This is a genomic window from Flavobacterium ardleyense (assembly GCF_033547075.1).
Lineage (GTDB): Bacteria > Bacteroidota > Bacteroidia > Flavobacteriales > Flavobacteriaceae > Flavobacterium > Flavobacterium ardleyense_A.
In genome coordinates this window covers 1,003,571-1,024,059 of the sequence record NZ_CP137891.1, presented here as the reverse complement: position 1 = coordinate 1,024,059, position 20,489 = coordinate 1,003,571, and the positions used below count along the sequence as shown (strand labels likewise).

Genomic DNA, 20,489 nt, shown 5'->3' with positions numbered 1-20,489 from the left:
TGTACAATCTGCTAAGCTCCCATATGTTTTTTGCCATATAATCTCTCCTATAATTAAATAAATTGCACGATTGCGCATTTATAATCATGCTCGAAAGATTTGAAAGTTGTAATTCTAATGCAATCTACTTAAGATTTAGAATGCAATGCTATTTAATTAGTAATGAACTTGCGTTTATGCATAACCTTATCACTTTGAAGCTACACATCTAAGCGTTTTCGGAAAGTGATCTCCTAGAAAGACTCTAATATTTATGCTGATTTATTTTTACTTAAAGTCTAATTGCATACTTTTGGGAAAAATAAATTTATATCGATGAGTACTATTAAGCACAACTGGACTAAGGAAGAAATTATTGAGATCTACAATAGACCTTTGATGGATCTTCTTTATGAAGCTGCTACCACACACCGACTTCACCACGATCCTAATGTTGTACAAGTTTCGACTTTGCTTTCTATAAAAACTGGTGGTTGTCCTGAAGATTGTGGCTATTGCCCACAAGCTGCGAGATATCATACAAAAGTGGAAGGAAATGATCTTATGTCTGTCTCTCAAGTGAAAGCGCAGGCTTTACGAGCAAAAGCGGGTGGATCTTCACGTGTATGCATGGGTGCTGCTTGGCGAAATGTAAAAGACGGTGCCGAATTTGACGATGTACTTGAAATGGTGCGTACCATCAATAAACTTGATATGGAGGTATGTTGTACGTTGGGAATGTTGACCGAAAATCAGGCGCACAGGCTTGCCGAAGCTGGTTTGTATGCCTACAATCACAATTTAGATACGTCTGAAGAATATTATAAAGAAGTAATTTCGACTAGAGGATTTAACGATCGTCTTCAAACCATCGAAAACGTACGTAAAACGAACGTTACGGTGTGCAGCGGTGGAATTATCGGAATGGGCGAAAGTGTTGAAGACAGAGCGGGAATGCTTGTTGCTTTGGCTACTTTGGACCCTCAACCAGAATCGGTGCCAATTAATGCACTTGTTCCGGTAGAAGGAACGCCAATGGAAGAAGAAAAACCTGTTGAGATTTGGGAAATGATCAGAATGGTGGCTACGGCTAGAATTGTGATGCCAGAAACTCAGGTAAGGTTGTCTGCTGGAAGAACAAATATGAGTCGTGAAGGACAGGCAATGTGCTTCTTTGCTGGAGCGAATTCGATTTTTGCCGGTGATAAATTGTTAACTACTCCAAATCCTGATGTAAACGAAGACATGAAAATGTTTGAGACTTTGGGAATGATAACTCAAAAACCTTTTACAAAAATCTCTCAACCAAAAACTGTCGAAGCATCAGATTCTCAATTTGAATCGCTTGGCGAAAAGCCAAAATGGACGCGTCCTGAGCATAAAATCGAAAGAAATCTTGAGCATTCAGGAAAGAAATAATTTTTTAGCTGTTGCTAAAAGTAGAAGTCCCAAGGAGAAATCTTTGGGATTTTTTTTATTTAGGTTACCCTCAACATTTTTGGCCTTCTTCTAAAATTCATTAGAAAATAATTTTTTGAGACACAGATTGCCCATTGCTAAGTTTCGCTTTTACAATAATTGCCTGTTTGGCTAAAATGTTAAGTGGAATTTCAAGATACAATGTATTGGCGGCAGTAGATTTTGATAGTAACCTACCCAACACATCAAAGATGAAAACCTCATCGATCAAATTATCTTTGGATTTTAAATAGACAATTCCATCACGTCCGATTATCTGAATTGCAGATGCTGAGCCAAAGTCTGAATTTGACAATACTGTTCCATATCTAAGTTGGAATCTATTATCAAATGTTCCAATTTCTGATTTGAAAAAATACGGTGAACTTTTGAGATTGTGGAAAACATTTAAATCCTTGTCTTCGAGAAAAATTGGAGTATCTGCAGCGAAAATGCCATCAACGTTTCGGATGCTGATTGCCAAGTCTCCAAGTCTATTAACCGAAAATCCGAGCGGCACAATATCATCACTACTAAATGGCAGTGCGCGACCTTGAATTACAAATGATTCGGAGTCAATTAGTGAATAAAGGCTGTGCTCTCCTCTACTCTCAAAATTGCAATCATAAAAATAATCTTTTCCCATAGTTGCTTCATCGGCATAACCAACTAGAATTGTTCCTACTTCGGCGGTTGTCGTATTGACTAAATCCAGCCAAATTCTACTCTTATCTTCGGTCTCGATATTATTAGTTCGGTAGAAGTTTGTATTATCATAAGGCGCAAAGGCCGCTTGATAGCGCATTGCGTTATTAAACACTACTGATGCTCCTGAGGCTGCAGTGTGAAGCATATTAACCATAAATCCCTGACCTGCGGCAATTTTTCCATTAAAGGTATTTGGTATAGAAGTTCCCAATTTGTTGTAAATAGTATAATCTGACGCATAATAATTATAGGCAAAATCACCATAATAAAAATCTGTTGTTGAAGTTGGCAAATTCGCATGTGTCCAGATATGAACTGCACCTTGAATCAGCAACTGGTTTTGCATTAGAAATTTTTCTGCATCAATTGCCGATGGATAGGGATTTCCAATCAGGTTCCAATTGTCATCATCTTTTGTGGTCCATGCATTATTTGGATTTAGCGGTTCGGCATCATAAGCTATACCATCATATAAGCCTCGAAATATTGGAATAGTCACCACACCATTATTAGGCTTACCTACAAAGATACTAGTCAAATCTTGCGGAGTTGTGGCACTGTTGGAAGCTCTTGCGATATATCCTCGACCTTTGGTCATGATTGCTGATGGTGCTTCCCAATTTCCTTGTGTACCATTCGTGTTTACAAACAGTGTATTCCATTGATAATGATTATTTCCTGGCAAGCTTAAAGTTGCAAAGTTGTCTACTGGACTACTCCAGTAAATATAATCCAAATGTACTGCTTGTGCGGTTCGCTTATAATTCATTCCCGCTCCAGAATTCACTGCTCCATCGCTAATCTGTATTAGTTGTCCATTATTTTCAATCTGCAAAGTGCCAGAAGTACTAATTACTGCTTCTCGGACTGTTATAACTTCATTTGTATTAACTAGAAGATTGGAAGAGTTGAGTTTTAAATTTTCATTAATAAGAGTATTTGACGGGTTTTCTAGAGTTTTTTGTCCGCTTCCGCTAATAGTCAAATTAGTGTAATATTGCGTTAATGGATTTACATTTTGATTAAGCAAACTTATGGTTTGATTGGCTCCAGCATATTCTATGGTTGAGCCATCTTCCAAATTAATGGTTGGAGAATTTGTGTTTTTGATTGCTGAATTTGCTGAACCACTGAATCCAAAACTATTATATAACTTATAAGTCCCTGTGGAAGTAACTTTAAAACTTCCTGAAGGTTGGAAACTTAAATTTGAATTTGGACCACCGCCGGGAGAAATATTTCCCACATTCGATCCTGACACAACTATATTGGCATAAGAAGGCACAGGACTGCTAAGCCTTGGCCTTTGCATAGTACTTGCGGCATTGTTGCTAAACTCAATTATGGTATTTTGCGCTAAACTGTAGGCTCCAGTCATATCGGGTTTTACTCCAGTTCCTGCAGTAATAAGGCGTGCATTATCGGTCATAGTAAATGTGGGCGCTTGAGGCAACATACCAAAGGAGCTCGACTTTACATCCACAATCGCATTATCGGAAATCGAAATACTATTCTCAACTGCGGTGGCGGTACTTATTCCTTTATAATTATTGCCCAGAGTATTGCTTCCGCTAAATTTAAGGCTGAAGTAACTTGGTGTCCCCGAAAGAATTTGGGTTTGATCACTTCCAGACAAGTGAATTATTCCACCATTAAGGTCATAATTTCCATAATTACTAAGTCTGGGAAGATACGTGGTTTCGGAATTCGAAGTATAGTAGGTTGAAATCTTATATTCGCCACCATTCATTTTTAATCTACCGGTACCAAAGAAATCTTTGGTATTAAATCCCAGAACAATTCCTTTTTGAATTTCGAGTTTACCTCCTAAAGGATCAAGGGTTGTTGCATTTGTAATATTTACATCTCCGGTCAATGTCAATGACAAATTATCTTGATCCATATTGACATAGACTAATTTACCACTCGCGGTGATAGGAAGCCCCGATCCCGTTACTTGATTTTGCTTTCCTTGATACCAGAATGTGGCGAGACTATTATATGTTGGAGCAATAGTTGTTTGAACATTTCCCACCGTTCCCGATGAGCCGCTAATTCCGTCGGGAGATGTTATTTTTAAAGTTGATCCAGCTGCACTAGAAAACTTAGTACTAGTTGCCGATCCCGCGCGAGAAATATTGAGCGCATTTGTGCCATTAAATCCAAAATCGAAAGTTCCACCATCCAAAACATTAAACACTCCATTAGTTCCAAGCTGCAAATCTTGATTTATTAATTGCACATTGCTGCCAAAACCTGCATTAAAAATAACATTCGAATTACTAGATGCTGTTGTGGTTGCAATATCTATAGTTTGTAATGAAGATCCGACGAAATTTATATTGTCATTAGGCGAAGCGTTTCCGCTGAAAATTTTAGCGGTTGTCGGGCAAGTAATATTTCCTCTAATATTGAGAGTGGTAAATGCTCCACCGGCTGCAGTTGAATTCATATTCAGAATTGCTGAACCTGCCAAATCTACATTTCCTTCCACGGTAAAAGTCGAAGTACTTGATGATGACGCGGTCGAAATTCTCATTTGACCGTTATTTAAAATCATATTGCCTTTGATAGTAAAGTTAAGATTGCCACTTGTACAACTATTGATATTATTTATAAAGCCAGATTCGACAATAAAGTTTCCACCTATCTCGGTAGTGATTGCTCCACCATTGGACAGCCTAAGAGATGTGGCAAAAGGAAATTTTCTAAAGATTAAACTACCGTGGGCCAAATTTGCGGTTAAGCCTGGGTTTAGTAATGTTGCATTTGCAGTGGCAACCACATCAATGATGATATTTCCAAAAGCTGCCGAATACCCATCAAACGTATTTTGAGTTACCGTTAATCCATTGAAGAAAGGAGTTGAAGCATAAAGTTCGATTAAAACTAAATTTGATTTTGGGTGAAATTTTTCTATACCGAACCATATTTTGGAGTTATAAGCTACGATATCATCAATTTCGACAGTTCCGTTATTCTCTACTTCAAATAAGCCATTATTTTGCATTGCCAAGTCCATTCGAAGTTTTCCTCCTCCATAAATATAAATACTGCTTGTACTTGAGCTCATACTTTTCACATAAAAAAACCCCCCGTTCCTAACCTTTAAATTCACACCATTAAAAGAACCGCCTGTTGTAATATTGTGTTGTATATAAACATTTGCAGTAGTATTAGATGGCGGAGATGATATATTGCTGTCCCAGCTTGTTCCATTATACTGCTCCCAAATTGCTGGACTTGAGGTATTGGGATACCAGAATCCATTTGCAGTCGTTCTGTAATCACCAGTATTATAAATAACTCCTGTGATATTAAAAGCGCTACTGAGCACAGGTGAAAAGCCTGCTGAAGTAGCGGTCAGTTTCAATCCAATTCCAGCAGCAGTGTGTATAATTGAAGAAAAAGTAGCAAGACCAGATATGAAATTAGCAGAAAGCGGCGACCCTGTCATAGTTCCTGCGGAAGTTATTGAAGCTATATTAAGATAATTACTATCTCTTCGATTATAAAAATCAACAGCTTCAATAACAACGTCAGACATTGCCGTATTTATAGCGGTTGTTTGAGGTTGCGCAGTATAGAGCAATTTGGTTGCAGTAACATTCAAACGATTTCGATTGTTTGAACTGCTTACATCAGTTTGTGCTCCTCCCGCATCAGGCATGGTAAATGCAGATCCGCTTGGAGAAGATGTCGCCGATGTAACTAGGAAAATAAGTTTTGTTTGATCTACTACCTGAGTTTCATCTATAGAAATTCGTAAATGAACATCTTTATATCCATCATCATTAGCAGTTACATTTGTGCCACTCATACCTGAAAAAACCAATTCGCCTGCCACTTTTGTAGCGGTACTTATAACAGTACCGCCAGTAGTTGTAAGAATAGCAGTTTTTATCATTGACAGTTGATTGGCTGCTGCCAAATCGGTAACGGAAAGTCGAAGATCAGTCAAAATTGTTGGCAAGGCATCGGAATCTGCACCGTCTAGTATTCGCAATTTCATTGGAATAAACTTTCCAGCTGCTGTGGGAGAGCCATCAATGAAATTAATATATTCAGTGTTACTATTAAACTCTGGCGATGTTGTCTGATAATTGGTAACATCTAGAATTTGCGACTGATTGCTATATGTACCCGTTCCGCTGATTGCAAAAGTATAGGGATTTTCGTCCGAGTCGTTATTGGCAATTGTTACTAACGCATTCCGAATTCCAAGTGCTGAAGGATTAAACGTAATTTGGAAAGAAGTTTGACCCGAAGCAGCAATTGCTGTGGATGGCGGTGATGTGAGTACAAAGTCTGAAGCATTTGCCCCACTAATTGATAAATAGGGAGCTACCGCAGTAAGAGTCAGATTTGCAGTTCCGGTATTTTCTATTGTAAAAGTATGCAGTTGTGATCCTACTCCAACTTCGGCAGTGCCAAAATTTGTATGATTTGCCATTGAAGTTGTTGTGGTTCCAGAAATGATAGTATTGGAATTTCCAATTAAATTAATTTCGGGCTGAGGTGTAGATGAATATGCTGTCCACTGAATATTATCCACGATACTTTGTTCACCAGAAAATCGAATTGAAATGCTAACATTTCCGGCAACATTTATCTGTTGAGAATAATGGGCTGGAGTATCACTTGTCCCATCGACAGGAATTGCTACTCCAAACTGAGTACCATTCACGAAAACTATTAAATTTCGAGCCCTAGTATTTGTAAAACCTCTAACATAATCAAACTGCAAAGTACCGATACCATTTGGGAATTGTGCAGAAGTAATCTTACTACCAGGTAATTGCCCTCTTCCGCAAAAGGCTTTACCTATTAATGTTTGGTCAGTTCTACCTTCTACAGCAGTCCAACTTAAACCATTATTGCCAACATACGAAAAGTTATAATAAGTGCCCGGGTTATTCACTGGCATATTAGCAAAATTCTCCAAACCTTGCCCAAAAGAAGGTGTTGTCGCGAATAGCAAGAAAATCAATAAACTCCGTAAACTTGCCATATCTTCGCATATTAATGTTAATATATTCAATATATTGAGGCTTAGTAAAAGTAATATTAATTTATCTTGATTTACCGTATTGCGATAACTATTTTATTCACAATTGGTTATAAATTACTTGTATGATTTTTGTTTTGAAAATATTAGTCTTTTTAGCCCGGATTGCAACGAAAAGCCCGGAGCAAAAAAAAGCACTTTTGTAGTTGCTGCTAGAAATAGGCGACCAGCGGAAGCTCTATTTCTAGTAGCAAATACTGCTTTTTTTGTGAGGACTTGCAGTGAAAAGCCGGATCAGCTCCAAATAAAAAACAATACTTTCAATATCAATATTTATGGACTTTAAACACAATTTACTAGCTTTGGCAGAACGAGCAAAAACCTATGAATAAGATAATTTTACTGCCCGAAGCCAAGCAGAAGTTGGAATATTATTGTAGTTACCAAGAGCGTTGTCACGACGAGGTGCAGACAAAACTGTATCAGCTTGGGATGACTCGTGCGGAAAGTGATGAAGTGATTTTTCATCTATTGGAAAACGATTTTCTCAACGAAGAGCGGTTTGCTTGTGCGTTTGCAAGGGGGAAATTCCGCATAAAACAATGGGGGAAAATCAGAATTACAGGCGAATTAAAACTGCGACACGCGTCGGCATATATTATAAAAACGGCGTTGAAAGAAATTCCCGATGAAGATTATTGGGATACTTTTGAAAAACTTTCCGAACATCATTGGGACACGATTCGGGAATCCAATTTGATGAAAAAGCGCAAAAAATTCTGTGACTTTATGATCAGAAAAGGTTGGGAACAGCCGATGATTTACGCAAAAGTCAAAGAATTGGAAGCCCTTGATTAATTGGCTTTCGCCGAAATACTAAGAAGAATACTCACGGCATTTCCGCCAAAACCAACGGCATTGACCAAGACTTTGCGAATCTTTGCCTTTTGCGAAATTCTATCCGTAAAAGGAATTCCTACGTAAGATTGCTCGCGCATCATCAGCAGCGCCAACTCTACACTCAACATTCCCGAAGCGCCAAAAGTGTGACCGATTTTCCATTTATTTGAGGTTAGCAATGGCAGCTTATCACCAAAAACTTTTTCAATAGCTTTCATTTCTGACAAATCGCCAACTCTCGTGCCAGGAGCGTGCATTACGATCGCATCAACCTCTGAAATATCAATATCCTTTAGCGCCATTGCCATCGATTTCTGGAAGCAGATAGCATCGGTCGAGATGGAAATATTGTGTTCCAAAACTTCGGTAGCATATCCAATTCCTGCAATATATCCTAAGGCATTATCTCGTTCGCCAGTTTCGAGACAGCAGACAGAAGCGCCTTCGCCCAAAATCATCGTACTTTTTTCCTTATTCATATTGAGTGCTTGACAAGGATATTCCTGCTCTTGAAAAGCATAAATTTTTAAAGCTTTCATCTGAGCAATGGTGAAATCTGTTAGCGGTGCTTCACTTCCTCCGACTAGAAACTTTTCGGCCATACCAGCTTTTAGCCAAGCAACACCGTTAAGCATTGCGTGCAAAGCCGTCGAGCAAGTGATCGAATGTGAGATTTCTGGTCCGTCAGATTGCAAATCGTGAGAAACCCAAGACGAGATATTTCCCAAGGTTGTCACTGGTGAGGCAAGTGTGTTGACTTTTCCAGTTTTCAGAAAATCGGAGTGGTGTTTTTCGAATAAGTCTGTGGCTCCCCGAGAAGAGCCGATATTGATTCCGAAATTATCGCCGCTTTTCCAACCTGCATTTTTCACCGCCATTCTCGAAGCGTAGATTCCGTACAAAACCGATTTGTCTAGAAATTTATATTTATGATCGGAATCTCTCAAATATTGAATTTCCACCTTTGTATTTTCCGGCAAAAACGCGGCAAAGGCTTGGTTTTTACCAAAATCATACATTTCAAAACAATGAGAATTATCGCTGTATTTTTTCCATAAACCTTCTGACGAATGTCCTAATGGAGAAATTGAAGCGATTGAAGTTATAGCAATGGGTAGCTGCAAAATGGGGTATGTTTTAAAGATTCTATTTTAGAGTAACCTCGGTCTTACGAACTTACGTGCTCTATAGCATCTTCTATGGTTTTATAAATTTTATCAAGCTGACTATCAGTCATAATATAAGGTGGCAAAATATAGACAGTATTTCCAACCGGACGCAAAACTACGCCATTGTCTATAAAGAAATTGTACAGTTTATTTCGCATATTTCCGTAATACTGCTCATCTTCGGCACTTTGAATTTCGAGCGCAAAAATAACTCCCAAAACTCTAGTGGTCAGAACTTTTGAATGTCCTTTTATTTTTTCTTGAAATTGAAGATGACGTTGATTGATATGCTGAATATTATTCTGAATTTCGTCTGTTTGAAGTAATTCAAAACTTGCTAATGCCGCCGCACAACCTGTTGGATTTGCTGTAAAAGTATGTCCGTGAAATAATGCTTTATTGATATCGTCGCTATAAAAAGCGTAAAAAACTTCTTGTGTAAAAGTCGTAATCGCCATCGGAATTGTTCCGCCAGTTAGTGCTTTTGATACGCACATCATATCGGGCTGGTTTTGCAAATAATCACAGGCAAAGGTCTTTCCTGTTTTCCCGAAACCGGTCATTACTTCGTCAGCAATAGTAAGAACATTATTTTTTTTACAGATTTCCATCAGTTTATCTAGTGCTTCTGGCTCGTACATCACCATTCCTGCAGCGCCAAGAACAAGTGGCTCAAAGATAAATGCAGAAACTTCGTAAGTATCAATCACCTTTTGAAGTGAATCGTAACTTTCCTGCTCTTTTCCTTTTACGGGAACTGGAATCCTGATAACATCCAGAAACATTTCGGCGAAAGCCTGAGTATAAAACGAAATCCCACTTGCCGCCATGGCTGCAAAAGTATCGCCGTGAAAAGCATCTTCAAAAGCTATCAGCGTAGTTTTTTTCTGATTTTGATTAAAGAAATATTGAAATGCGACTTTTATCGCCACTTCCACTGCTGTAGATCCATTATCCGAAAAGAAAACTTTCTGTTGATTACTGGGCATCATCGCTAATAATTGTTCAGAAACTTGAATGGCAGGCTCGTGCGTAAAACCTCCGAAAAGTACGTGCTCTAAAGTTGTAAGTTGTTTGTAAATGGCATCTGCAATAAATTTGTTGCTATGCCCAAACGGATTTACCCACCAAGAAGCGATGGCATCAATGTACTCTTTCCCGTCAATGTCGTACAGTAACGCGCCATTTCCGCTCTTTATAACCACTGGCAAAGCGGCCGTTTTATGTTGTGTGTAAGGATGCCAAATATATTTTTGATCTTTTTCAAGAAGCGTCATTCTGTTTTTTTTTGTAAGTTTTAAAGAAAATCTAAGCGATCATTGCTTCTAAATTTTCTCTGAATTGTTCAGCATAATCGAGGATTACATCTTGATCAAAATAAGGCTCTTCCTCGATTCGACCGATTACTGGAATTTGAAATTTCGATTCAATAATCGCCTCTGTCGCCTCGTCTTCTTTACCATTAAAAATAATTCCAGCTACTTCAAGACCGCGAGATTTTAAAGCTTCGATACTCAAAATAGTATGATTTATACTGCCCAAATAGTGACGAGAAACTAATACTATTTTGTACTCTGGTTTTATCAAATCAATTATATAATCCTTGTCATTAAGCGGCACAAATAATCCGCCGGCTCCTTCAATTACAAGATTATTTTTAGTTTCGGGTGTTTTGATTGCAGAAATTTTAATTTCGATACCATCAATTTTGGCTGCAAGATGTGGACTTGCGGGCGTATTAAGCTTATACGAATTAGAATAAAGTGTTGATGTCGAATTAGAAATCAAGCGTTTTACCTTGCTCGAATCCGAGTTTTCAAGGTCTCCAGCCTGAATAGGTTTCCAATAATCCGCTTTAAGCGATTCGACCACGATTGCCGATGTTATAGTTTTTCCAACCTCTGTGGATATTCCGGTGATGAAGATTTTCATAGTAAGTTGTTATGTTACAAAAATACAAAACCCATCGCAAGGATGGGTTAAATGTTAGTCTTCTTTTAATTCGTCAAGTACTTTTCTGATTTCCTTGGCATATTTTCCGTAGAAGTAATGCACCCACCACTCTAACATTAAGCCCATTAATAAGATGGAAAAAGCTGCTAATAATACCAATCCCAACAGCATTCTAGTAGATAATTCGGTAATATCAAGATTAGGTACTCTGAAATACGCTAAGCCTAACAGAAATAATACCAAAAAGGGAGTTAAGGCAAACCCGAATGTTTTATACAATTCCATATTTAATCTAATATCAAAATAGGTTTCGTACAAACTATCTTTTGTCTTTAGAGTGATATTATTTAATCTTTTGTAAAAAATAAAAAGGCGAATTAAAAAATAAACACAAACTGCCGTAAACATACTGTACAAGAGATAGAAAGGCACAATTGATTTGTCTGAAAAATTATAAACTAGCGGCGCTAGACCTATAATAAATATTGAAATAATTTGGTAAATAAATTCACTTTTGAGGTTTTTCCTAATTTTATCCAAAGGTGTATTTGCCGCCTTAATTTTCTCTAAATTGTCGGGAAGTGCAACATCATCCGCCTTGTCGTTATTCCACATATTTTGTATATCGTTAAAATCCATATCCTTGATTTTTAATAATTTCCTTTAATTTATCCTTTGCTCTATTTAGTTTTACTCGGGCATTCCCTTCTGAAATTCCTAAATTCTCTCCGATTTCACGGTGCGAAAATCCTTCTAGTTGATAAAAGATAATTGCTTTGTCAATTTTCTCTAATTTCTGAACTGCTTTATAAAAATGTTCTATTTGACTTTCTTTTTCGGCAGAATCACTTTCTTCTTCTTTTATATTTTCGGAGGGAATATCATATTTATCAATCTTCCTTTTTTCTTTTTTTAGAAAGACTATTGCAGTATTGATGGCCACTCGGTACATCCAGGTAGAAAACTGACTTTCATTCCGAAATGAATCATAAGACTTCCAAAGTTGACAAATAATTTCTTGAAAGAGATCTTGCTGATCATCGCTAGTGTCCATGTACATTTTGGAAACCTTATACAAAATTCCCTTATGCTTCTCGATGCGTTGTAAAAATGATTGTTCTTTCTCTTTCAAAACTTCTTAATTCATTACGACCTTAGTATATATTGTATGTTTCGAACCACTAAACGATACGAGCTAAATGATTATCGCTATCAAATACTAATTTTTTTCGATAGTAGTTTATAAGGCTTATTATTTTTAGTATTTATAATTAAATTTCTGCCAATGCCGAGATCAAACGGTAAGTATTGACAAAGAGTAAAACGTTACAAAATTTATTTAAAGTATTTGTAATTGTTGTAATTCTACTAATTTTCTGCCAATAAATTTCTACTATTTCGCTCTTAAAAACAGAAATCCCGCCAAGTCGGCGGGTTTCTTATTATTATTATTTTCAATCAATTGCTACTTTTTCTAATGCGATTACTTTTTTACCGCTTTTACAGTATATCCAGCTTTTCTAAGAAGTTCGATTACCCCATTCTGTCCTGGTAGATGCGCCGCTCCTACCGCAAAAAACACAGATTCTTTTTTCATCATTGCAGGCATAACTTCCAGCCATTTGATGTTACGGTTGTCAAGCATCAACTTTCTAGCTTCGGCAGTCATCATTTTCTCGTCAGTTGTAAGAGCAAATAATTCTTGCAAATTTTGTTTTTTGTAGATTTCCACCATTTTCTTGGTTACTTCATTATCGGCAGCTTCCATCATTTCCAAAATATCTTTGGTCGAAATTCCCTCTTGAAAAAGTGCAATTTGATCTTGCACTGTTTCAAGTCCGCTAACCGGTTTTTTTGAATTTTTAGCCATTTCTATAAATTCCATTTCGTAGAATTTTAAATCCGTACAGCCAAAACTGCGACTAGAAAGCACACTCATTACGGTCACTAAACTAAAAGAGTCTAGTTGCTTTACCGATATTCCTGCGTGTTTTTGGACAATCGCATCAAGGCGGGCATATTCAGTTGCGGTCAAAGTTTCACTCAAAGGTTTGTCGCCCATTGCCATTTTCTGCATTGCCGTCATTTGCTCAGGATCAGACATATCAATTTCTAATGTTAGTTTGTCTGTTTTTGCAAACGCGTTTTTTGCTTGTTCGGTCATTATGAAATCGGGAGAACATATCATGTGAATTGTCCCAAAAAGAAAGGATGGCTTGGTAAGACCTTTTCCAGAAACCTCCCATAGCAAAGAACTTTCTAGTGGCTTTTGAACTTTTGATTGCGCCAATGTCGTAGAAACAAATAGTACTAAAAATGCTGCCGTAAATAATTTGTATAGTTTTTTCATTGTTTTAAATTTAAAAATTTTGTTTTATTATTATGATTTTTGATTATTTGTTAATTTCATTCGTTGCCACGCAGCTATAGATGCTACAAAGAAGCAGGCCATAATTATTACTAAACTTAAACTTGACTCTCCGGCAAAAAAATATTGTGTTAGAGAATAACCCAAGCCTGCAGCGGTTACGAAGATGGCAATTAAATAGAATTTTTTCATGTTGGTTGTAGTTAAAGTGGTTGATTAATGATAATAGATTTCCGAATTATAATGAATTAGTAAAAGAAACAGTGTAACGTTACAGAAATTTTTACTTTTTTGCATTATTTTTATTTCGCTTTCGCTAAAGTCACTCGCATTCAATTCATTAGTCATCTTTTTGAAAGAAAAATTAGGCCTTTTATCAATCATAAAATTTTCGTGAAATGTAATAGAAACACAATCCATGAATCGATGCCTCAACTACAGCCGAAGCCATAAAGGGAAAGGGATTATCGAGATAATTTGAGGGTTATTTGAAGATTGAGGTAGCAAGAAGATTTAGAATTCCGTCAATCTGCTGCTTGGTATTAAAGCTATGAATACAAAATCGAAGTCTTTCCTGATCTGCAGGAACTGTTGGTGATAATATAGCTTTAACATCAAAGCCATTTTCTTGAAAAAAAGCGGCAAGATTTTTTACATTCTCATTTCCTTGAACAATCACACATTGAATGGACGAATAGGATCGAACAAACAGAGGCGTCAAACCAAGGAGCTTCTTCTGCTGATTAAAATAAATAATATTAGACCGTAAATCTTCCAAAGTTTCTGAATCGTTTTCCAATTGATGATATCCAACCATAATTGTCGCGACCGAATGTGGCGAAAGTCCAGTAGTATAAATAAAACTACGTGCAAAATTCACCAAATAATTAGTTAGTTGAGTACTTCCTAAAACCGCCGCACCATGGCAACCCAAAGCTTTTCCGAAGGTCACTATTCGTGCAAAAACTTGATTATGCAGATTTAAAGATTGCAACAATCCTTGACCTTTTTCGCCCATTACGCCTAGAGCGTGCGCTTCGTCTACAACTAGATAACAATTGTTTTTTTCGGCAATTTCTACGATTTGCTCAATCGGCGGGCAATCGCCGTCCATAGAGAAAACGGTTTCGGTAACGATATAAATAGTGTTTCCGCTAAATCTTTCGATCAGCTCTTGCAAATGCTCGCAGTCGTTGTGGGTGAATTTTATCGCCTTGGCATTTGACAATAAAAGTCCATCTCTAATAGAAGCATGACATAGTTCGTCATACAAAACTATTTCGCCTCTTTGCGGCACCGATCCAAAAAAACCAAGGTTGGCGTCATAACCCGAATTAAATATCAACGCAGATTCTGATTGATGAAATTTGCAAAGCAAATCTTCGGCTTCGGTATATAATGAGTGATTTCCCGAAAGCAATCGAGATCCAGTTGCGCCGCTGGAGGATATTCCTCTTTCCAAAAGTAGCTCATGTGTCTTTTCGAATAGAACTTCTGATTTTGCAAAACCTAAATAATCATTCGATGCAAAATCAATCAATGATGATTGCGAACCGAGTTTTCGGAGTGCATTGTCTTCAAGACGTTTGTCAAGTTTTTTAGAAAGAGAAGAAGGGAAATTTTGCATAGACCGCAAATGTAGGGAGAAAATGGATTTGATAAGTTCTATTTTGATCAAACAGCCACATAATAACTGATACTAATCCCACAATTGCAAGAACTGGAATAGCTATTAGAAATCCAATTACAAACTTTTCAATTATTTTTTTCTGCGGAGAGTTTTTTTTATGAATTTATCTGAGAAATTCTGCGGGATCTGCGGGAGTAAAAAATAATGCTGTCGAATTTTCGCAGAGTTTTTTTATGAGTTAATCTGCGAATATCTGCGGAATCTGAGAGAGTAAAAAGTAATGCTGTCGATTATCGCAAAGCTTTTTTATGAGTTAATCTGCAAATATCTGAGGGATCTGCGGGAGCAAAAAATATTGCCCGCTGATTTCGCTAATTATCGGAGAGTTTTTTTATGAATTTTTCTGAGAATATCTGGGGGATCTGGGGGAGCAAAAAATATCGCCCGCTGATTTCGCAGATTATCGGAGAGTTTCTTTATGAATTTATCTGTAATTTCTGCGGGATCTGCGGAAGCGAAAAATATTACCCGCTGATTTCGCAGATTATCGAAGATTATCGAAGATTTTTTTTATGAATTTATCTGCGAATATCAGCGGGATCTGCGGGAGCAAAAAATATTGCCCGCTGATTTCGCAGATTATTGGAGAGTTTTTTTATGAATTTATCTGAGAATTTCTGCGGGATCTGCGGGAGCAAAAAATATCGCCCGCTGATTTAGCAAATTATCGGAGAGTTTTTTTATGAATTTATCTGAGAATTTCTGCGGGATCTGCGGGAGCAAAAAATATTGCTCGCTGATTTCGCAAATTATCGGAGAGTTTTTTTATGAATTTATCTGAGAATTTCTGCGGGATCTGCGGGAGCAGAAGATATCGCCCACTGATTTCGCAAATTATCGGAGAGTTTTTTATGAATTTATCTGAGAATTTCTGCGGGATCTGCGGAAGCGAAAAATATTGCCCGCTGATTTCGCAGATTATCGTAGAGTTTTTTTATGAATTTATCTGAGAATATCGGCGGGATCTGCGGAAGCAAAAAATATTGCCCGCTGATTTCGCAGATTATCGGAGAGTTTTTTATGAATTTATCTGCGAGATCTGCGGAAGCGAAAATATTGCCCGCTGATTTCGCAAATTATCGGAGAGTTTTTTTATGAATTTATTTGAGAATATCTACGGGATCTGCGGAAGCAAAAAATATTGCCCGCTGATTTCGCAGATTATCGGAGAGTTTTTTATGAATTTATCTGAGAATTTCTGCGGGATCTGCGGGAGCAAAAAATACCGCCCGCTGATTTCGCAAATTATCGGAGAGTTTTTTTATGAATTTCTCTGAGAATATCTGGGGGATCTGGGGGAGCAAAAAATATCGCCCGCTGATTTCGCAGATTATCGGAGAGTTTATTTATGAATTTATCTGAGAATTTCTGCGAATATCTGCGAGATCTGCGGGAGCAAATAATATTGCTCGCTGATTTCGCAGATTATCGGAGAGTTTTTTTATGAATTTATCTGAGAATATCTGCGGGAGCAAAAGATATCGCTCGCTGATTTCACAGATTATCGGAGAGTTTTTTTATGAATTTATCTGAAAATTTCTGCGAGATCTGCGGAAGCAAAAAATATCGCCCGCTGATTTCGCAAATTATCGGAGAGTTTTTTTATGAATTTATCTGAGAATATCTGCGGGATCTGCGGAAGCAAAAAATATCGCCCACTGATTTCGCAAATTATCGGAGAGTTTTTTATGAATTTATCAGAAAATATCTGAGGGATCTGCGGAAGCAAAAAATATTTCTCGCTGATTTTGCAGATTCTCGGAGAGTTTTTTTTATGAATTTATCTGAGAATATCTGCGGGATCTGCGGAAGCAAATAATATTACTCGCTGATTTCGCAGATTATCGGAGAGTTTTTTTATGAATTTATCTGAAAATTTCTGCGGGATCTGCGGGATCAAAAGATATCGCCCACTGATTTCGCAAATTATCGGAGAGTTTTATTATGAATTTATCTGTAATTTCTGCGGGATCTCCGGAAGCAAAAAATATCGCCCGCTGATTTCGCACATTATCGGAGAGTTTTTTATGAATTTATCTGAGAATTTCTGCAGGATCTGCGGGAGCAAATAATATTGCTCGCTGATTTTGCAGATTATCGGAGAGTTTTTTTATGAATTTATCTGTAATTTCTGCGGGATCTCCGGAAGCAAAAAATATCGCCCGCTGATTTCGCAAATTATCGGAGAGTTTCTTTATGAATTTATCTGCGGGATCTGCGGGATCTGCGGGATCTGCGGGAGCAAATAATATCGTCCACTGATTTCGCAAATTATCGGAGAGTTTTTTATGAATTTATCTGAGAATTTCTGCGGGATCTGCGGGAGCAAAAGATATTGCCCGCTGATTTTGCAGATTATCGGAGAGTTTTTTTTTATGAATTTATCTGAGAATATCTGCGGGATCTGCGGGAGCAAAAGATATCGCCCACTGATTTCGCAAATTATCGGAGAGTTTTCTATGAATTTATCTGAGAATTTCTGCGGGATCTGCGGGATCTGCGGAAGCGAAAAATATTACCCACTGATTTCGCAAATTATCGGAGAGTTTTTTTATGAATTTATCAGAAAATATCTGCGGGATCTGAGAAAATCTGCGGGATCTGCGAGATCTGCGGGAGCAAGTAATATTGCCCGCTGATTTCGCAAATTATCGGAGAGTTTTTTTATGAATTTATCTGTAATTTCTGCGGGATCTGCGGGATCAAAAGATATCGCCCACTGATTTCGCAAATTATCGGAGAGTTTTATTATGAATTTTTCTGAAGATTTCTGCGGGATCTGCGGAAGCAAAATATATCGCCCACTGATTTCGCAAATTATCAGAGATTTTTTTATGAATTTATCTGCGGGATCTGCGGGAGCAAAAAATATCGCCAGCTGATTTCGCATCATTTTTTCATCAAACTTAAAACCGTCAATAAATAATTCACTACTATAGTAATGCAATTTAATGAATCAAAGTTACAAACTTCCATCCAATCTTCAGAACAATCCAAAAATTACGTAAGTCTCATGTAAAATAAAATAAGTACTTTTCAAGTTGTTAAAAAGCAAATGCAGAATCAAAAAGAAAACAATTTAATATGATAGTAGATAAAGTTAAATCGAAAGTAAATTTAAATACTCCCGAAGCCAACGCCAAGAGACGGTATTGGCTTACTTTCTATCTGATAGCGGCAGTCGTTTTTCTAGCAATATATCTTTTGGTAAGCTTTAAAATTTTTGAAATTCCTCGTGACTATTTGCCTGTAATTTTAAAAGCATCCATCACTTTTCTGATCATTGCCGTTTTTTTATTTATTGGAAAATTGGTCGAAAGGTATATAGTTTCTCGTAATCAGTCGGTTGGACATAATTACAATCTTGTCCGAATCTCACATCTTGTCATCAACCTTTTGGTATTTGTGATGCTGCTCTCATTCCTTTTCCAAAACTGGTACACTGCAGCAGTTTCCTTTGGACTTTTGTCTCTTATTTTAGGTTTTGCTTTGCAGACGCCTATTTCGTCATTTATTGGCTGGCTTTATATCATCTTTAGAACTCCTTATCGTGTTGGCGAAAGAATCGAATTAAATGGCTTTAAAGGCGATGTAATCGAAATCAATTACTTAGATACCACTTTACTTGAGCTTAGCGGTAACTATCTCACAAACGACCGTATGAGTGGTCGAGTGATTCGATTTCCGAATTCGATGGTATTAAAATCGGAGGTTTTAAATTACTCTGGACCACAAGCTCCTTTTATTTGGAATGAGACAGCAGTTCAAATTGCATATACCAGTGATTTAAATTTTGTAGCAGAGGTTTTATGCCAAGCAGCTCGACAAGATTTTGAAGAGAATTATCTCAACGTTTACACTGCGGTAAATCTTGAGCCTGCGGTGTACTTTAGAACCAACGCTTACGCTTGGATGGAAGCAGTGGTTTCGTATCCTGTACTTCCATCTGAAACTACTCCAAGACGAACACGTATTTTGACCGCAGCATTGCCGATCTTGAATGCATCGCCGGATAAAGTGAAATTTCCTGATGGTGTGGCGAGGTAGGATTTTTATAAAGCGAAACGAACTCTATCTTGCGATCCACAATATTTAAAAATAAGCTATAGTTTTAAAATGCTCTGCATTTTTTTTTCGATTAAGTCCCTCGAATCTTTAACTATGCTCCCCTATCTCCAAAGTCAATGGAAACGACAACTTTTTCTATGCGTTTCATACCTATCGGGTTTTATCGCTGAATAATTTTTCCACATTTTTTAAATCTTCATTAACCTTGAATACTGTTGTGAAATCTTCGAGACGATTAAAAAAGTAACCAATCTTTAGTAGAGATTCTAATGATATTTGACCCGTTGTTTCAAATCGTTTGATACTGCCAAAAGAAACTCCAGAACGTTTAGCCAACTCGAGTTGTGATACTCCGTTTTGTTTACGCAGTTGCTGAGTTTTTGTAACTAGCTCCTGCATAACTTTGGCAGGCGATTTTATAATACTGTATTGAGACATAATAGATAGTATATTATACAAATATAGTGAAATAAGATAAAAATAGATAATATAATATACATGTAAACTACATTTTTGACTATTTAAAGTAACTTTAAAGAGTAAATTTCGAAGTGTTATGTCATTTGCTTCACCTCTTCGCTTTGCTCGGGTCTCCTTCGTCTCATAACTCTTCCTGAAATAAAATAACAAAATATGTGCATTTTATCGCGAAATATTATGTGATTTGCTTCGCCCGTTCGCTTTGCTCGGGTCTCCTTCGTCGAAATGACAAGTTTGCGGTAGCGGTTTGCGATAGTAAGAAATGATTCATCGAAATGAAAAACCTATTATTGTTGTTGCTAAAGATTAGAGTTATTTCGAGAAATGACAAGTAAGTGCATTTTTTTCGCGAAATATTATGTGATTTATTTCGCTCGTTTGCTTTGCGTTCGTCTCCTTCATCCAAATGACAAATTTGCGCTGCATAGAAGAAACATTATAATCTCCTTTAACAACTACATCAAGTTCCCAAGATCTCAATTAAAAATTAAATCTTCTAATCACACCGCCCATCCCTAGCCCAGATTGCAGCGAAAATCCCGCAGGCAAGAAAACTATTTTTTGCTGACACAGAAGAGCGACCAGCGGAAGCTCCTTATGTGGCATTGCAAAAAAAGTTTTGTGCCGAGGAATTGAAGTGGAAAGCTGGATTAGCTTCAAAAAAAAACGAAAAAAAAATGCCTAACATCTCTGCTAGGCATTTTCTAT

At 37.2% G+C, this 20,489-nt stretch carries 14 protein-coding genes; 3 read left to right on the top strand and 11 right to left on the bottom strand.

Going from position 1 to position 20,489, the window contains the following annotated elements; all coding sequences use genetic code 11:
- The first annotated feature begins 315 nt into the window (after window positions 1-315).
- A complete protein-coding gene (gene bioB, locus SBO79_RS04380; RefSeq protein WP_318642321.1) occupies window positions 316-1,398 on the top strand; it encodes a biotin synthase BioB in 1,083 nt (360 codons plus the stop codon).
- Between the two features lie 100 nt (window positions 1,399-1,498).
- On the opposite strand, the gene SBO79_RS04375 is transcribed toward bioB, so the two are convergent.
- The gene (locus SBO79_RS04375) at window positions 1,499-7,156 is read right to left on the bottom strand and encodes a RemA C-terminal-like gliding motility protein (protein ID WP_318642319.1); all 5,658 of its coding nucleotides are present in this window, start codon (window positions 7,154-7,156) and stop codon (window positions 1,499-1,501) included.
- A 381-nt stretch (window positions 7,157-7,537) separates the two neighbouring features.
- Between SBO79_RS04375 and SBO79_RS04370 the strand changes: the two genes are divergently transcribed.
- Complete coding sequence (locus SBO79_RS04370) at window positions 7,538-8,011, top strand: regulatory protein RecX (RefSeq protein WP_318642317.1); 474 nt, start codon at window positions 7,538-7,540, stop codon at window positions 8,009-8,011.
- On the opposite strand, the gene SBO79_RS04365 is transcribed toward SBO79_RS04370, so the two are convergent.
- The 9 genes from SBO79_RS04365 to SBO79_RS04325 all read right to left on the bottom strand — a co-directional run bounded on the left by SBO79_RS04365 (window position 8,008) and on the right by SBO79_RS04325 (window position 18,126).
- Complete coding sequence (locus SBO79_RS04365; protein ID WP_318642315.1) at window positions 8,008-9,177, bottom strand: beta-ketoacyl synthase N-terminal-like domain-containing protein; 1,170 nt, start codon at window positions 9,175-9,177, stop codon at window positions 8,008-8,010. The two genes, SBO79_RS04370 and SBO79_RS04365, sit on opposite strands and share 4 nt — an antisense overlap.
- Window positions 9,178-9,221: 44 nt before the next feature.
- Complete coding sequence (gene bioA / locus SBO79_RS04360) at window positions 9,222-10,499, bottom strand: adenosylmethionine--8-amino-7-oxononanoate transaminase (protein ID WP_318642313.1); 1,278 nt, start codon at window positions 10,497-10,499, stop codon at window positions 9,222-9,224.
- Window positions 10,500-10,530: 31 nt separating this feature from the next.
- Complete coding sequence (gene bioD, locus SBO79_RS04355; protein ID WP_318642311.1) at window positions 10,531-11,154, bottom strand: dethiobiotin synthase; 624 nt, start codon at window positions 11,152-11,154, stop codon at window positions 10,531-10,533.
- Window positions 11,155-11,208: 54 nt separating this feature from the next.
- Window positions 11,209-11,814: a hypothetical protein gene (locus SBO79_RS04350; protein WP_318642309.1), complete on the bottom strand. Its 606-nt coding sequence runs from the start codon at window positions 11,812-11,814 to the stop codon at window positions 11,209-11,211.
- The gene (locus SBO79_RS04345; protein ID WP_318642307.1) at window positions 11,804-12,307 is read right to left on the bottom strand and encodes an RNA polymerase sigma factor; all 504 of its coding nucleotides are present in this window, start codon (window positions 12,305-12,307) and stop codon (window positions 11,804-11,806) included. The genes SBO79_RS04350 and SBO79_RS04345 overlap by 11 nt, the downstream gene beginning before the upstream one ends.
- Before the next feature lie 351 nt (window positions 12,308-12,658).
- The gene (locus SBO79_RS04340) at window positions 12,659-13,525 is read right to left on the bottom strand and encodes a TraB/GumN family protein (RefSeq protein ID WP_318642305.1); all 867 of its coding nucleotides are present in this window, start codon (window positions 13,523-13,525) and stop codon (window positions 12,659-12,661) included.
- A 502-nt stretch (window positions 13,526-14,027) separates the two neighbouring features.
- On the bottom strand, window positions 14,028-15,170 hold the full coding sequence (locus tag SBO79_RS04335) for an aminotransferase class I/II-fold pyridoxal phosphate-dependent enzyme (protein ID WP_318642303.1): 1,143 nt from the start codon (window positions 15,168-15,170) through the stop codon (window positions 14,028-14,030).
- A gap of 2,096 nt (window positions 15,171-17,266) precedes the next feature.
- A complete protein-coding gene (locus SBO79_RS04330; RefSeq protein ID WP_318642301.1) occupies window positions 17,267-17,503 on the bottom strand; it encodes a hypothetical protein in 237 nt (78 codons plus the stop codon).
- 281 nt (window positions 17,504-17,784) lie between these two features.
- On the bottom strand, window positions 17,785-18,126 hold the full coding sequence (locus tag SBO79_RS04325) for a hypothetical protein (RefSeq protein ID WP_318642299.1): 342 nt from the start codon (window positions 18,124-18,126) through the stop codon (window positions 17,785-17,787).
- 191 nt (window positions 18,127-18,317) lie between these two features.
- Between SBO79_RS04325 and SBO79_RS04320 the strand changes: the two genes are divergently transcribed.
- Window positions 18,318-19,280 carry a mechanosensitive ion channel family protein gene (locus tag SBO79_RS04320; RefSeq protein WP_318642297.1) on the top strand — a complete coding sequence of 321 codons (963 nt, stop codon included), beginning with the start codon at window positions 18,318-18,320 and terminating at the stop codon, window positions 19,278-19,280.
- 171 nt (window positions 19,281-19,451) lie between these two features.
- Here the strand turns inward: SBO79_RS04320 and SBO79_RS04315 are convergent, their stop codons facing one another.
- Window positions 19,452-19,739, bottom strand: a complete 288-nt coding sequence (locus SBO79_RS04315; RefSeq protein WP_318642296.1) for a helix-turn-helix domain-containing protein — start codon at window positions 19,737-19,739, stop codon at window positions 19,452-19,454.
- Window positions 19,740-20,489 lie beyond the last annotated feature (750 nt).

What these genes read in the sequence shown, in the direction of transcription:
- bioB (WP_318642321.1), top strand. Translation starts at nt 316, where the DNA reads ATGAGTACTATTAAGCACAACTGGACTAAGGAAGAAATTATTGAGATC.
- SBO79_RS04375 (WP_318642319.1), bottom strand. Translation starts at nt 7,156, where the DNA reads ATGGCAAGTTTACGGAGTTTATTGATTTTCTTGCTATTCGCGACAACA.
- SBO79_RS04370 (WP_318642317.1), top strand. Translation starts at nt 7,538, where the DNA reads ATGAATAAGATAATTTTACTGCCCGAAGCCAAGCAGAAGTTGGAATAT.
- bioA (WP_318642313.1), bottom strand. Translation starts at nt 10,499, where the DNA reads ATGACGCTTCTTGAAAAAGATCAAAAATATATTTGGCATCCTTACACA.
- bioD (WP_318642311.1), bottom strand. Translation starts at nt 11,154, where the DNA reads ATGAAAATCTTCATCACCGGAATATCCACAGAGGTTGGAAAAACTATA.
- SBO79_RS04350 (WP_318642309.1), bottom strand. Translation starts at nt 11,814, where the DNA reads ATGGATTTTAACGATATACAAAATATGTGGAATAACGACAAGGCGGAT.
- SBO79_RS04340 (WP_318642305.1), bottom strand. Translation starts at nt 13,525, where the DNA reads ATGAAAAAACTATACAAATTATTTACGGCAGCATTTTTAGTACTATTT.
- SBO79_RS04335 (WP_318642303.1), bottom strand. Translation starts at nt 15,170, where the DNA reads ATGCAAAATTTCCCTTCTTCTCTTTCTAAAAAACTTGACAAACGTCTT.
- SBO79_RS04325 (WP_318642299.1), bottom strand. Translation starts at nt 18,126, where the DNA reads ATGATGCGAAATCAGCTGGCGATATTTTTTGCTCCCGCAGATCCCGCA.
- SBO79_RS04320 (WP_318642297.1), top strand. Translation starts at nt 18,318, where the DNA reads ATGATAGTAGATAAAGTTAAATCGAAAGTAAATTTAAATACTCCCGAA.
- SBO79_RS04315 (WP_318642296.1), bottom strand. Translation starts at nt 19,739, where the DNA reads ATGTCTCAATACAGTATTATAAAATCGCCTGCCAAAGTTATGCAGGAG.